14 protein-coding genes are annotated in these 13,542 nt (G+C 66.7%); 13 read left to right on the top strand and 1 reads right to left on the bottom strand.

The genetic code is table 11. The features are described 5' to 3' along the window. Nucleotides 1-114: 114 nt before the first annotated feature. From secA to pal, 11 genes are all read left to right on the top strand, one after another. Nucleotides 115-2,847: a preprotein translocase subunit SecA gene (gene secA / locus HLH25_RS00070; protein ID WP_182972132.1), complete on the top strand. Its 2,733-nt coding sequence runs from the start codon at nt 115-117 to the stop codon at nt 2,845-2,847. 231 nt (nt 2,848-3,078) lie between these two features. After that, a complete protein-coding gene (locus HLH25_RS00065; protein WP_182972131.1) occupies nt 3,079-3,828 on the top strand; it encodes a YebC/PmpR family DNA-binding transcriptional regulator in 750 nt (249 codons plus the stop codon). A gap of 11 nt (nt 3,829-3,839) precedes the next feature. Further along, entirely contained in the window at nt 3,840-4,346 is a 507-nt protein-coding gene (gene ruvC / locus HLH25_RS00060) for a crossover junction endodeoxyribonuclease RuvC (protein ID WP_182972393.1), read from the top strand. Beyond that, nucleotides 4,343-4,960 carry a Holliday junction branch migration protein RuvA gene (gene ruvA, locus HLH25_RS00055; protein ID WP_182972130.1) on the top strand — a complete coding sequence of 206 codons (618 nt, stop codon included), beginning with the start codon at nt 4,343-4,345 and terminating at the stop codon, nt 4,958-4,960. Before ruvC ends, ruvA begins: the two co-directional genes overlap by 4 nt. Then, nucleotides 4,957-6,003, top strand: a complete 1,047-nt coding sequence (ruvB, locus tag HLH25_RS00050; protein ID WP_182972129.1) for a Holliday junction branch migration DNA helicase RuvB — start codon at nt 4,957-4,959, stop codon at nt 6,001-6,003. The genes ruvA and ruvB overlap by 4 nt, the downstream gene beginning before the upstream one ends. After that, a complete protein-coding gene (locus HLH25_RS00045) occupies nt 6,000-6,404 on the top strand; it encodes a YbgC/FadM family acyl-CoA thioesterase (protein ID WP_220791608.1) in 405 nt (134 codons plus the stop codon). The genes ruvB and HLH25_RS00045 overlap by 4 nt, the downstream gene beginning before the upstream one ends. A gap of 188 nt (nt 6,405-6,592) precedes the next feature. Beyond that, complete coding sequence (gene tolQ / locus HLH25_RS00040; protein ID WP_182972128.1) at nt 6,593-7,309, top strand: protein TolQ; 717 nt, start codon at nt 6,593-6,595, stop codon at nt 7,307-7,309. Nucleotides 7,310-7,312: 3 nt separating this feature from the next. Then, nucleotides 7,313-7,756: a protein TolR gene (tolR, locus tag HLH25_RS00035; RefSeq protein WP_114726577.1), complete on the top strand. Its 444-nt coding sequence runs from the start codon at nt 7,313-7,315 to the stop codon at nt 7,754-7,756. A gap of 27 nt (nt 7,757-7,783) precedes the next feature. Then, entirely contained in the window at nt 7,784-8,770 is a 987-nt protein-coding gene (locus tag HLH25_RS00030; protein WP_182972127.1) for an energy transducer TonB, read from the top strand. Nucleotides 8,771-8,814: 44 nt separating this feature from the next. Beyond that, complete coding sequence (gene tolB / locus HLH25_RS00025) at nt 8,815-10,188, top strand: Tol-Pal system beta propeller repeat protein TolB (RefSeq protein WP_182972126.1); 1,374 nt, start codon at nt 8,815-8,817, stop codon at nt 10,186-10,188. A 248-nt stretch (nt 10,189-10,436) separates the two neighbouring features. Continuing rightward, nucleotides 10,437-10,913 carry a peptidoglycan-associated lipoprotein Pal gene (gene pal / locus HLH25_RS00020; protein WP_114726580.1) on the top strand — a complete coding sequence of 159 codons (477 nt, stop codon included), beginning with the start codon at nt 10,437-10,439 and terminating at the stop codon, nt 10,911-10,913. Here the strand turns inward: pal and HLH25_RS00015 are convergent. Next, complete coding sequence (locus HLH25_RS00015; RefSeq protein WP_182972125.1) at nt 10,897-11,118, bottom strand: hypothetical protein; 222 nt, start codon at nt 11,116-11,118, stop codon at nt 10,897-10,899. The genes pal and HLH25_RS00015 overlap by 17 nt on opposite strands. Before the next feature lie 15 nt (nt 11,119-11,133). Here HLH25_RS00015 and HLH25_RS00010 point away from each other — a divergent pair, with 15 nt between their 5' ends. Then, entirely contained in the window at nt 11,134-12,075 is a 942-nt protein-coding gene (locus HLH25_RS00010; protein ID WP_246400697.1) for a tetratricopeptide repeat protein, read from the top strand. After that, on the top strand, nt 12,066-13,409 hold the full coding sequence (gene tilS / locus HLH25_RS00005) for a tRNA lysidine(34) synthetase TilS (protein WP_182972124.1): 1,344 nt from the start codon (nt 12,066-12,068) through the stop codon (nt 13,407-13,409). Before HLH25_RS00010 ends, tilS begins: the two co-directional genes overlap by 10 nt. The last annotated feature ends 133 nt before the right edge of the window (nt 13,410-13,542 follow it).

The following is a 13,542-nucleotide window of genomic DNA, read 5'->3' as shown; positions in this document are numbered from 1 at the left end:
CGGTGGCGGTGTGGGTCCTATCTCAGATGCCGCGCGCGCGAATGCCCTTGCTCCAGTTCCAGCCCGTCCGGGAGTCCGGCCGGGGGTGGGGCCGCGCCATTCCGGAAGGTCTACATGTTCGCCAGTCTTGCCCGTGCCCTGTTTGGAACCGCCAACGATCGTTCTCTGAAGGCTTTCCAGCGCCGCGTGCCCGAGATCAACGCGCACGAACCCGCGCTGCGCGCGCTGGACGATGCCGCCCTCGCGGCCAAGACGGGGGAGTTCCGGGAGCGGATCGCGAAAGGTACGTCGCTGGATGCGCTGCTGCCCGAGGCGTTTGCGGTAGCGCGCGAAGCGGCGCGCCGCGTGCTGGGGATGCGGCATTTCGACGTGCAGCTGATCGGCGGCATGGTGCTGCATGCCGGGCGGATCGCGGAAATGCGGACCGGCGAAGGCAAGACGCTGGTGGCGACGCTGGCCGTGTATCTGAGCGCGCTGGCCGGCAAGGGCGTGCATGTGGTGACGGTCAATGACTATCTGGCCCGCCGCGATGCCGAGGAAATGGGCCAGGTTTACAGCTTCCTGGGGCTGACCACGGGCGTGATCGTGCCCAATATGGCCGACGAGGAACGGCGGGCGGCCTACCGGGCCGACATCACCTACGGCACCAACAACGAATTCGGCTTCGATTATCTGCGCGATAATATGAAGTACCGGATCGAGGACATGGTGCAGCGCCCCTTCCACCACGCCATCGTGGACGAGGTGGATTCGATCCTGATCGACGAGGCGCGGACGCCGCTGATCATCTCCGGCCCGGCCGACGACAGTTCGGACCTCTATCGTTCGGTGGACGAGGTGGTGCGTGAACTGGTGAAGCTGCCCGAGACCTTCGAGAAGGACGAGAAGTTCCGCACCGTGATCCTGACCGATTCGGGGTCGGAACAGGTCGAGACCATGCTGCGCGAGGCGGGGGTGCTGGCCGAGGGCGGGCTGTACGACATCCACAACATCGCGGTGATTCACCATGTGCAGCAGTCGCTGCGCGCCCATACGCTGTTCTCGCGCGATGTGGACTACATCGTGCGCGGCGGCAAGGTGATCATCATCGACGAGTTCACCGGCCGCATGATGGATGGCCGCCGCTATTCCGACGGGCTGCACCAGGCGCTGGAAGCCAAGGAGCATGTCGAGGTCCAGCAGGAAAACCAGACGCTGGCCTCGATCACCTTCCAGAATTATTTCCGCCTCTATCCCAAGCTGTCGGGCATGACCGGCACGGCGATGACCGAGGCTGATGAATTTGCCGAGATCTACAAGCTGGACGTGGTCGAGATTCCGACCAACCTGCCGGTGTCGCGCAAGGATGGGGACGACGAAGTCTATCTGACCGCGCGCGAGAAATATGAGGCCGTCAGCAACCTGATCGAGGAGATCGCCAAGACGCCGCAGCCGGTGCTGGTGGGAACGACCTCGATCGAGAAGAGCGAGTATCTGTCGGAGCTTCTGAAGAAGCGGGGCATTCGCCACAATGTGCTGAATGCCCGTTTCCACGAGATGGAGGCGACGATCGTGGCCCAGGCCGGCGCGCCGGGGGCGATTACGATCGCGACCAACATGGCCGGGCGCGGCACCGACATCAAGCTGGGCGGCAACGTGGAGATGCGCATTCGCCAGGAACTGGCGGATGTGGAGGACCCCGAGGAAAAAGCGCGGCGCGAGGCTGAAATTCGTGCGCAGGTGGCGGAATATCACGGCATCGTCCGCGCGGCGGGCGGGCTGTATGTGATCGGCACCGAGCGGCATGAAAGCCGCCGGATCGACAACCAGTTGCGCGGCCGGGCCGGGCGGCAGGGCGATCCGGGCAATTCGCGCTTTTTCATCTCGCTCGAAGACGACCTGATGCGCATCTTCGGGACCGAGCGCATGGGCGGGATGCTCCAGCGCCTGGGCCTGAAGGACGGCGAGGCGATCGTTCATCCGTGGATCAACAAGGCCCTGGAGCGCGCGCAGAAGAAGGTCGAGGCCCGCAACTTCGACATGCGCAAGAACACGCTGAAATATGACGACGTCATGAACGACCAGCGCAAGGAGGTTTACGCCCAGCGCCGGGAATACATGGGGGCCGAGGACCTGTCGGCGACGGTGCAGGACATGCGGGCCGAAATCATCCACGACATGGTGCGTCGGCGCATTCCCGAGAAGGCGTTTGCCGAGCAGTGGCAGAGTGCCGAACTGGCCGAGGATGTGCGCGAGACCCTGGGGCTGGATCTGCCGGTCGCGGACTGGGCCCGCGAGGACGGTGTGGACGGCGACGTGGTGACCGAACGGCTGGAGCAGGCGGCGACGCAGGCCCAGGCGGCCAAGGCGGCCAATTTCGGCCCCTCGGTGATGCGCTATATCGAGAAGCAGGTGGTGCTGACCACATTCGACTCGGCGTGGAAGGAGCATCTGCTGGCGCTGGACCAGCTTCGGCAGGGTATCGGCCTGCGTGCCTATGGGCAGAAGGACCCGCTGAACGAGTTCAAGCACGAGGCATTTCAGCTCTTTACCGCCATGCTCGATGAGATGCGCCTGCGCGTGACCTCGACCATGGCGCGTGTCGAGGTGGCGCCGCCGGTTCTGGATAATCCGTTCTCGCACGCCGCCGAGATCCATGCCGACCCGCAGGTGCCGGGCCTGACCTCGGAGCCCGGACCCGGTGCGCTGTTCGCCGAGACGGCGGGGGACGTTGCGATTGCAACCCCGATCGGGGCCAGTGCGATCATGCCCGATGATCCGTCAAGCTGGGGCGAGACGCCGCGCAATGCGCTCTGTCCCTGCGGGTCGGGGAAGAAGTACAAACACTGCCACGGCCGCCTAGCCTGAGAGGCTGGCCGTAAATGCGCGCTGGTGGCGATCCGGCGCGCGTTTCCTGTGCTCCGATGCTCACGGCCCATAAGGCCGCTCCGCTTCGGTGCTCGGAAACACACGACGGACGCGACCCTTCGGGCCGCTCTCGCTCACCAGCCCACATTTCCGGCCAGCCTCCGGGCGGCCGGGTGGGGTAGCGATGAATGAAGATTTGACGATTTGATGAAGAGTTAGAGAAGACGGACGATGGCGGGTCATTCGCAATTCAAGAACATCATGCATCGCAAGGGCGCGCAGGACGCGCGCCGGGCCCGGCAGTTTGCCAAGGTGATCCGCGAGATTACCGTGGCGGCGCGTTCGGGCCTGCCTGACCCTGCGAGCAATCCGCGCCTGCGCGCCGCGATTTCGGCGGCGCGCGAGGTCAATATGCCGAAAGACACGGTCGAGCGCGCGATCAAGAAGGCGACGGGTGCCGGCGGCGGCGACGATTATGTGGAAGTGCGCTACGAGGGCTACGGCCCGGCGGGCGTGGCCGTGATCGTCGAGGCGCTGACCGACAACCGCAACCGCACGGCATCGGACGTGCGGGCCGCGTTCTCGAAATATGGCGGGTCGCTGGGCGAGACCAATTCGGTGTCGTTCATGTTCACCCGGCTGGGCGTGATCACCTATCCCGCCAGTGTCGCCAGCGAGGACGGGATGCTGGAGGCGGCGATCGAAGCCGGCGCCGAGAATGTGGAGAGCACCGCCGACGGGCACGAGGTGACCTGCCCGGTAGAATCGTTCTTTGCGGTGCGTGATGCGTTGGAGACGCGCTTCGGCGAGCCGGCGAGCGCGAAATTCGACTGGCGTCCCGGAACCGTCGTGACGCTGGACGAAGAAAAGGCGCGCACCGTGCTGAAGCTGATCGACGTGCTGGACGAGAGCGACGACGTGCAGGCCGTCTACGCCAATTTCGACCTGCCGGACGACGTGGCCGAGAAGCTGTCGGCCTGACCGGGATGGCGGTGGTCCGGCTGCTGGGCATTGATCCGGGCCTGCGTTTTACCGGCTGGGGCATGATCGACGTGGCGGGCAACCGCCTGAGCCACGTCGCCGACGGCGTGATCGCGACCGATGGGGACGCGGCGGTGCCCGACCGGCTGCGCTGCCTGCATGACGGGTTGATGGACCTGGTGCATCGGTTTGAGCCGGCCGAGGCGGCGGTGGAGGAAACCTATGTCAACCGCAACGGGTCCTCGACGCTGAAGCTGGGCTATGCGCGCGGGGTTGCGTTGCTGGTGCCGGCGCTGGCCGGAATCGCGGTTTCCGAATACGGTGCCATGGCGGTGAAGCGGGCGGTGGTCGGCACCGGTGCCGCCAGCAAGGAGCAGGTGGAGATGATGGTGCGCCGTCTTCTGCCCACGGCGACGATCAAGCGGGCCGATGCCTCGGACGCGCTGGCGGTGGCGATCTGCCACGCGCATCATCGCGCCAGCGCCCTGCGCGTGGCGGCGGGGACGCGCACGGCATGATCGCGCAACTGACCGGGCTGGTCGGGCAGATCGAGGCCGATCGCTGCGTGGTCGATGTGCATGGCGTGGGCTATCTGGTTCATGCTTCGACCCGCACCCTTTCCGCGCTCGCGCGGCCGCCCGAAATCTCCCGCGTGTTGGTCGAGACCGTGGTGCGGGAGGATGCCTTCCTGCTCTACGGCTTTGCCGATGCGGCGGAGCGGGACTGGTTCCGGTTGCTGACGACGGTGCAGGGGGTCGGGGCCAAGCTGGCGCTGGCGATTCTCTCGGCGCTTTCGCCCGCCGATGTGGCGGCCACCATCGCGGCGGCGGACAAGGCGGGGCTGACGCGGGTTTCGGGCGTGGGCGCACGGCTGGCCGAGCGGATTCTGTCCGAACTGCGTGACAAGGCGGGCAAGCTGCCCGTGGGCGCGGGCATCGTGCTGCCGGTGGCACCGGCCTCGGCCGGGGTCGAGGGCGATGTGCTGCTGGCGCTGGCGGGGCTGGGTTTCCGCCGGGCCGAGGCGCAGCCGGTGGTGGCGCGGATTCTGGCACGGCTGAAGGAGGCCGGGGCTGGGCAGGAAGGTGATCTGGACGTGGTGATCCGTGAGAGTCTGCGGGACCTGGCGCGATGAGCGATCTGCCTCCGCGCGCGGTCGATCCGGGACGCATGGACGAGGACGCGGGCGAGGTCGGGCTGCGGCCGCAGACGCTTGAGGATTTTACCGGCCAGAAGGCCAGCCGCGAAAATCTGGCGATCTTTATCGCCGCCGCCCGCGCGCGGGGCGAGGCGATGGACCATGTGCTGCTGCATGGGCCGCCGGGGCTGGGCAAGACGACGCTGGCGCAGATCGTGGCGCGCGAACTTGGGGTGGGGTTCCGCGCCACCTCGGGGCCGGTGATCCAGCGCGCGGGGGATCTGGCGGCGATCCTGACCAATCTGCAGCCGCGCGATGTGCTGTTCATCGACGAGATCCATCGCCTGCAACCGGCGATCGAGGAAGTCCTGTATCCGGCGATGGAGGATTTTCAGCTCGACCTGATTATCGGCGAGGGGCCGGCCGCGCGATCGGTGCGGATCGACCTCTCACCCTTTACCCTGGTGGCGGCGACCACGCGGGCCGGGCTGCTGGCGACGCCGTTGCGCGACCGCTTCGGGATTCCGCTGCGGCTGGTGTTCTACACGGCCGAGGAGTTGCGGCAGATCGTCTCGCGCGGGGCGCGGAAGCTGCAATTCGACCTGACGCCGGAGGGGGCGGAAGAAATTGCCCGCCGCTCGCGCGGGACGCCGCGGATCGCCGGGCGCCTGCTGCGGCGGGTGCGCGACTTTGCCTCGGTCGCGCGGCCGGGGCCGGTGGACCGGGCGATGGCCGATGCGGCCCTCTCGCGGCTGGAAGTCGATTCGCTGGGGCTGGATGCGATGGATCGGCGCTATCTGCGCCGGATCGCCGAATTTCACCATGGCGGCCCGGTGGGGGTGGAGACGCTGGCGGCGGCGCTGGCCGAGGCCCGCGATACGCTGGAAGATGTGGTGGAGCCCTATCTGATCCAGGAAGGGCTGGTGCTGCGGACCAGTCGCGGGCGGATGCTGGGTGAGCGCGGATGGCGCCATCTGGGGCTGCAACCGCCCGCCCGGCAGGCCGATCAGGGCGATCTTTTGCAGGGAGAGGACAGATGAAGCACAGCATCCCGTTTCGCGTCTATTACGAGGATACCGACGCGGGGGGGGTTGTCTATCATGCCCGCTATTTCGCCTTTGCCGAGCGGGCGCGGACCGAGGCGATTCGCGGGTTGGGTCGTTCGGCGTTCTCGCTACTGGAAGAATACGGGCTGGCCTTCGTCATTCATCGCGCGACCATCGACTACAAGCGGCCGTTGCGGCTTGACGATGTCGTGACCGTGACGACCCGGCTGGTCGAGCAGGGGTCGGCCAGTTGCCGGCTGGAGCAGGAATTCCTGCTGGACGGCAAATGTTGCGCGCATCTGGACGTGCGACTGGCCTGCGTGCGCGCCGCCGACGGCCGGGCTGCCCGATTTCCGCCTTTATGGCGTGATCTTCTGATCGGATTGCTGGATTAGGGCGAGGCGTTTCCCGCGTTTCTGTCCGGAAGAAAATTTTTCCGCGCGGCGTATGTGTCCCGCCGTGGGGTGCTTCTGCTTTCTTCTGGAAGCCTATAAGGAACAGTATGGAAAGCAGTGTCGGACTGCCCCGACTCGGCGTCGGGAGGCGGTGCTGAAGCTGCGTGCGGAAGGTGCAGGAGGCGTTTTTGGACCAAGCGGTTAACGCGGCGAATCTGGGCGCGGCGGCGTCCGACCTGTCGCTGTGGAGTTTGTTTCTGCACGCGGCGATCGTCGTCAAGCTGGTGATGATCGGCCTGGCGGTCAGCAGCATCGTCGTGTGGGGTATCATCTTCGACAAGATCGTGACCCTGCGTCGCGTGAATCGCGAAGCGTCGGCGTTCGAGGACAAGTTCTGGTCCGGCGGCAGCCTGGACGACCTGTATGAATCAGACGGCGCCAAGCCGCTTCATCCGATGGCGGCCGTGTTCGGCGCCGCGATGGGCGAATGGCGCCGCTCGGCGCGCATCGCCGGCATCGATCTGGCGCGCGGCGGGGTGAAGGAGCGCGTGGATCGCGCCATGAACATCACCATCACGCGCGAGATGGAGCGGCTGGGCCGCTGGATGATCTTCCTGGCCACGATCGGGCCGGTGGCGCCGTTCATCGGTCTGTTCGGCACGGTGTGGGGCATCATGCATGCGTTCGGGTCGATCGCGGCGATGCACAACACCAACCTGGCCGTCGTGGCCCCCGGTATTTCCGAGGCGCTGTTCGCCACCGCCATCGGCCTTGTGACCGCCATTCCGGCGGTGATCGCCTATAACGTCATCAGCAACAGTCTGGGCCTGTTCGAGGACCGGATGGCGGCGTTCGGTACCGAATTCGCCGCGATCCTGTCCCGCCAGTCCGAAGAAAGGGGCTGAATCATGGGCGTTTCCCTCGGTGGAGGGGGCGGCCGCCGCGGGCGTCGCCGCCCCATGTCGGACATCAACGTCACCCCGCTGGTCGACGTCATGCTGGTGCTGCTGATCATCTTCATGGTGACGGCACCGATGATGACCAGCGGCGTGAATGTCGACCTGCCGAAGACCGACGCGGCGCCGGTCAATGCCGATACCAAGCCGATCACGGTATCCATCCGCAGTGACGGGTCGCTGTATCTGGGTGACAACCCGGTGTCGGCGGACCAGTTGCTGGACCAGTTGCGCGCGGCTGCCCAGAACGATCCGTCGCATCGCATCTTCGTGCGCGGCGATTCGCATATCGATTATGGGCGCGTGATGGAGGTCATGGGCCGTATCACGTCCGGCGGCTTTACCCATGTCGCCCTTCTGGCCCAGCAGCCGCCTTCGGGCGGCGGCGCGCCCTGACCGCCATCGGGTAGGAGAGCCGCCGTCGTGGTTCCGCCGCGTCGTTCCGAACGCAAGCTGATGCGGCGATCGATCGTCGTATCGGGCGTTGCGCATATGGTGCTGCTGACGGTCATGCTGCTGGGCCTGCATGTGCCCGTGCCGCCCGAGCCGCCGCCGCCGCCGACCATCGAGATGGAGTTTGCGCCGTCGGATAGCGGCGGCACGCCGCACAAGGCCGACAAGCCGGCGCCCAAGCCCGCGCCGGCTCCGGTGCCGCAGGATGCTCCGCCGGCGCCCACGCCGCCGGTGAAGGCGCCGAACGAGGAGGCCCCGCCGCCGCCTCCGCCGCCGCCGCCGATTCCTCCGCCGCCGGAGACGCCTCCGCAGAAGCTGCCCGACACCCCGGTGCCGCCCAAGGTGCAGCAGCCGTCGCCCGATGCCGTCCCGGCACCGCCGACCCTGCCGTCGCCGCCCGTGCCCTCGCATGAGACGGCGCCGCCGTCGCCGCAGCCCGAGCCCGCGCCCCTGCCCAAGATGCAGCAATTCTCGCACATCACGCAGCCGAACGAGGCGAAGAAGGCGGTGCCGGATTCTCATTCGCTGCTGGCGACGCTGGATGCGTTCCGGGCCGACCAGAAGCAGACCCATCCGCCGAAGGCGCGGGCCAATCCGGTGCAGGGCGGTGCGCCCGACGGTGGTGGCGCGCCCGATGGCGACATTACCAGCGCGCTGAGTTCGGCCCAGCAGAAGGCGATCGGGAATGCCGTGCGCCGTTGCTATACCGAGGATACGGCGGCGAAGGACTATGCGCAGTTCGTCGCACACCTTGTGGTGACGGTGGATGGTACGGGCATGGCCCGCATCGTACAGTTCGCGCCCGAGACCCAGGCGCGGATGGCGGGGGATTCGTCCTATCGCGCGTTGGCCGAGCGGGCGCGGGCGGCGGTGCTGAGCCCGACCTGCGCGCAATTGCCCATACCCAAGGCGATGCTGGGGCAGACCCAGCAGCTTAAATTCGTTTTCCGTCCGTGAGGCAGCCCAGGCGCTGCCCGGTCGGTGCCTTCGAGGAGAAGACCATGCGTTCGAGTGAACTTCCGCTGATTTCCGATGCCGAGGCCTCGGTGCTGGCGACCTATTTCGGCCGTCGGGCCTTGCTTGGGACCGGTTGTGTCGCTGCCGGTGTTCTCACCATGCCCTTATCCGCCCTGGCCCAGGCGGCGCCCGGCGCGTCGGGCGATGCGGAAATTACGGTGGACCAGGCGCGCACGGCGCCGATTCCGATCGTCATTCCGGTGCTGGGCGGCGATGCCGGGCAATTGGTGAGCAGCGTGATTTCGGGCGATCTGGGCAATTGCGGCCTGTTCTCGCCCATCAATGGCGCGCTGCCGGTGGGGGTGCCGGATTTCGGCACCTATAAATCGCTGGGTGCGCGGGCGCTGGTCAGCGGCACCGCGACCACGGGCGGCGGTGGGCTGCGCGTCGAGTTCCGGCTGTGGGACGTGCTGACCGGACAGCAGATCCAGGGCACCGCCTACACCGCGGGGGCCGGGGATGCGCGCAAGATCGCCCATATCATCGCCGATGTGATCTATGAGCGGCTGCTGGGCGAGAAGGGGTATTTCAACTCGCGAATCGCCTATATCGCCCGGTCCGGCCCGCGTGCGCACCAGATCACCCGGCTGGCGATCATGGACCAGGACGGCGCCAACAGCCATTACCTTTCCGGTGGTCAATGGCTGACCCTGACCCCGCGTTTCAGCCCGGTCAGCGAACAGTTGGCCTTCATGTCCTACGCCAATAACCGGCCGCGCGTGTATGTGCTGAACCTTGCGACCGGGCGGCAGCAATTGCTGGGTGATTTCGACGGGATTTCGTTCGCACCGCGCTTTGCCCCCGATGGGCGGACGGTCGTGATGTCCGTTACGCGCGGGGGGGGATCGGACATCTATACGGTCGATCTGGCCTCACGCGCCAAGCGGCAGCTCACCAGTTCCGGCGCCATCGATACCAGCCCCTGTTACAGCCCGGACGGGTCGCAGATCGTCTTCAACTCGGATCGCGGGGGTACTCCTCAGCTTTATATCATGAGCGCGGGCGGTGGCGGTGCGAAGCGGATTTCCTATGGGAACGGGACGTACGGCTCGCCGGTCTGGTCGCCGCGTGGCGACCTGATCGCCTTTACCCGCATCGCGAACGGCAGCTTCTCGCTGGGTGTGATGGCACCTGATGGTACCGGCGAGCGAATACTGACCCAGGGCTTTACTGTGGATACTCCGACCTTCTGCCCCAATGGCCGGGTATTGGCCTTCTGCCGCCAGACGGCGGCGGGGTCCGGAGGGGCTGGGTTCTCGTCCTCGATCGGCACGATCGATATTACCGGCTTTCATGAGCGGTCGATCCCGGCCGTTGGCATGTCGTCAGATCCGGCCTGGTCGCCGCTGAACGGCTGAAAACGCGACCGAAATAGCGCATTACTGTGCTTTTCAGGCCGATCTGCAAAACAAGATGCCCGGCATGTGTTACGGGCATCTTGACGGTCTGTCATGTCTGGCGGTAACGGGCGGATGGGCTCCACGGTCTCGCATAGTTTCGTCGTTGGGTTGTTGACGGAACAAAACGAGTGTCGGAACCAGATAACGCTTACCGGCAACTTAATCATATGGTTCCGTGCGGGAACCGATCTCAGGATCTAAAACCAATGAGACTGAAGCTTCTTGGTGCGCTTGGCATGGCCGTGTTTCTCGCGGCGTGCTCGGATGATACGAACAAGGGCGCCACGACCGGTACCGGCGCCGCCGCTCAGACGACTGGCGTGACGCCGGGCAGCGAAGCCGATCTGGTCGCCAATGTCGGCGATCGCGTCTTCTTCGAACTGAACAAGAACAACCTGTCCAGCGAAGCTCAGGCGACTCTGGACCGTCAGGCCGCCTGGCTGGCGAAGTATCCGCAGGTGACCGTGCAGCTTGCCGGCAACTGTGACGATCGTGGCACCGAAGAGTACAACATCGCCCTGGGCGAGCGTCGTGCCAACGCGGCGCGCGATTACCTGGTGGCCAAGGGCGTTGCCGCCTCGCGCATCACGACGATTTCCTACGGCAAGGATCGTCCGACCGCGACCGGTGACGACGAGGAAGCCTGGGCGCAGAACCGTAACAGCATCACGTCGGTTCGCTGAGCGAACCGGCCGAAGCATTCGTTCGGCTGAAGGAAGCCGGCCAGGTATTGACCTGGCCGGCTTTTTTATTGCCGGCGTGACGCACGGTCTCTTCTTCATTGTCCGGGTGCGTGATCTCTTCACGGCTTTGGAGCAGGCGTGCATAAGAAGGTGGTTGTGACCTCCGGTGCTCGGCATTGGTCCGGGCCGGCGGTGGTGCGTTCATGGAGACATCCATATCATGCGGTCTGTTGCCTTCCGCTCTTTTTCGCCGTTTCGACATCGTGGGGGCCTGCCGCCGCGCGCGAAGGGGCTGGTGATCCTGACTTTGCTGGCCGGCCTGTCGCCGCTGGCGGTGCAGGCGCAGGACACCGAGCAGATGACGAGTCGCGAAGGGATCGCGTTGCAGAACCAGATCATGGATCTGCGCCAGCAGCTTTCACAGATGCAGTCGGCGGTGCCTGGCGGGCAGGGTGGTGGCATCCTTCCGCCGCCCATGCCCGAAGGGGGGGGCAGGAGCGGCAATGGCGGGTCGTCGGCGGCCGGTGGCGACCTGACCGCGCAGTTGCTGGACCGGGTGATGACCCTGGAGCAGCAGGTGCGCGACATGCGCGGGCAACTCGATCAACTGACCAACCAGGTGCAGCAGCAGAATGCGACCCTGGCGAAGCAGATCGACGACATGAATTTCGCCATGCAGAATGGCGGCCATCCGTCGCCCAGACCCGCGGCATCGGCGGCGCCCGATGCCACCGCTGAGACTGACGGCGGCGGAGGAGATGCCGCGCCTCCGGTCAAGCGCACGCCCGACATTGTGCTGAAGGATGGCAATGCCGCCCTGATGCGTGGCGATTATGCCGGGGCGCAGAGTGCCGCCAAGCAGGTGCTGGCCGGCCCGAAGGGTCCGTTGCAGATCGACGCGCAATTCCTGCTGGCGCAGTCGCTGGCCGGGCAGAAGCAGTATCGCCAGTCGGCCGTAGCCTATTACGATACCTATAACCGTTCGCCGCGTTCGGGCCGGGCTCCGGATGCGCTGCTGGGGGTGACGGCGTCGCTGCTCGCGATGGGGGACAAGAATTCGGCGTGTCAGGCCCTGGCCAAGCTGAAGAGCGAGTTTCCGTCGCCAGCGCCGCGCGTCAAGACGGCGGAGACGGCCTATCGCACCCGCGCGGGATGCCACTGAGCGGCTTTGATGCGGGTCTGACTGGCGGTTGCTCCGTCGGGGTGCTGGATGACGGTCGTTTCGCCGCCATCATGGCGGGGCTGGGGCCGTGGCTGCCCGACGGGGTGGGCATGCCCGAAATCGGCATCGCGGTGTCGGGCGGGGCGGACAGTCTGTGTCTTGCCTATCTCGCGGGACGGTGGCGGCGTGCGGTGCGCGCATTCATCGTGGATCACGGGTTGCGGCCGGCGGCTGCCGCCGAGGCGCGTCTGACGCGCGATCGTCTGGCCCGCCTGGGGATTCCCGCCCAGATTCTTGTGTTGGAGGGGCTGCGGTCCGGCCCCGGCGTGGCAGACCGGGCGCGGCGCGCCCGCTATGCGGCGTTGTCGGCCGCATGTCGCCGGGCCGGGATCGTCGATCTGCTGCTGGGCCATCATGCGGGCGATCAGGCGGAAACCGTGCTGATCCGGCGGCGTGCCGGCAGCGGGCCGGACGGTCTGGCGGGCATGGGCGCGGTGACGTTTACCGGGGATTTGCGTCTGGTGCGCCCGTTACGTGACATCGAACCGGCGATCTTGCGTGGCACGTTGCGGTGCGCGGGGCTTGAATGGGTGGAAGACCCTTCGAATGCGGACCTGCGCGCCGAGCGTGCCCGTCTGCGTGCCGGGCTTTCCGCCGATGCGTCGGCTGTGTCGCTGCTTTGTTCGGAGGCAGGACATGCCGGGGCCGCGCGTATGGCGCGTGATGCCGGGCAGGCGTTGCGGTTGGCCCGGAGGGTGACGGTTGCCGAGGGCGGCTGGGTCGCGCTGGCGGAGGACCCCGCTTGCCCGCGCACCATGGCCTTTCTGCTGCGTGCGGTGTCGGGGCGGGATTATCTGCCGCCCTCGCGGGCAGTGGCGGCGTTGTGCGCGAATCCGCGCCCTGTCACGCTGGCGGGGGCCTGCCTGGTCGAGGCGAGCGCGGCCTTGCGCCGGGCGGGGCTCCGCTGGCTGCTTCTACGCGAGGAGGCTGCGATGCAGGTGCCGGTGCCGGCGGAGGTGGGCTGTGTGTGGGACGGGCGTTTCGTGCTGTCGGCGCCGCCTGCGGTCGATCTGCGGGGTGTGATGCTGGGGGCTGCCGGACCGCCGGGACGATGGATGGCGCCTGCCGACAGGAGGACGCCGTGGCCTGCCCGTGCGCTGCGCACCCTGCCGGCCCTGTTCCGTGCCGGGAGGGTGGTAGGCGTTCCGACGATGGGGATCTGTCATGATCCCGCCCTTTCCGGAGTGCGGCTGACGCTGATGCCCGGTGCGGTGGCGGCCGAGGCGGCGCGATTTGTGGGCAACTGTGTTGATCATGTGATCTGCAAAGTCTGACCTTTCTGGATCATGGCATTGAGGATGACGAGAAGCTGGCGTGCGATGGCGATAAGGATGGTCTTGGGTGCCTTGCCCTTGGCGCGCATCCTATCGCGCATGGCGATGAGCGCAGGCACGCGGCGGGACGCGG

Origin of the sequence: Gluconacetobacter dulcium, from assembly GCF_014174165.1 — a bacterium.
Classification (GTDB): Bacteria; Pseudomonadota; Alphaproteobacteria; order Acetobacterales; family Acetobacteraceae; genus Gluconacetobacter; species Gluconacetobacter dulcium.
Note: the sequence above shows the minus strand (reverse complement) of the source record. Positions and strands in the feature narration are given on the sequence as shown.

Coding starts and splice junctions, on each gene's coding strand:
- HLH25_RS00065 (WP_182972131.1), top strand. CDS start 3,079: ATGGCGGGTCATTCGCAATTCAAGAACATCATGCATCGCAAGGGCGCG.
- HLH25_RS00045 (WP_220791608.1), top strand. CDS start 6,000: ATGAAGCACAGCATCCCGTTTCGCGTCTATTACGAGGATACCGACGCG.
- HLH25_RS00010 (WP_246400697.1), top strand. CDS start 11,134: ATGCGGTCTGTTGCCTTCCGCTCTTTTTCGCCGTTTCGACATCGTGGG.
- ruvA (WP_182972130.1), top strand. CDS start 4,343: ATGATCGCGCAACTGACCGGGCTGGTCGGGCAGATCGAGGCCGATCGC.
- tolB (WP_182972126.1), top strand. CDS start 8,815: ATGCGTTCGAGTGAACTTCCGCTGATTTCCGATGCCGAGGCCTCGGTG.
- tolR (WP_114726577.1), top strand. CDS start 7,313: ATGGGCGTTTCCCTCGGTGGAGGGGGCGGCCGCCGCGGGCGTCGCCGC.
- tilS (WP_182972124.1), top strand. CDS start 12,066: ATGCCACTGAGCGGCTTTGATGCGGGTCTGACTGGCGGTTGCTCCGTC.
- pal (WP_114726580.1), top strand. CDS start 10,437: ATGAGACTGAAGCTTCTTGGTGCGCTTGGCATGGCCGTGTTTCTCGCG.
- ruvB (WP_182972129.1), top strand. CDS start 4,957: ATGAGCGATCTGCCTCCGCGCGCGGTCGATCCGGGACGCATGGACGAG.
- HLH25_RS00015 (WP_182972125.1), bottom strand. CDS start 11,118: ATGAACGCACCACCGCCGGCCCGGACCAATGCCGAGCACCGGAGGTCA.
- secA (WP_182972132.1), top strand. CDS start 115: ATGTTCGCCAGTCTTGCCCGTGCCCTGTTTGGAACCGCCAACGATCGT.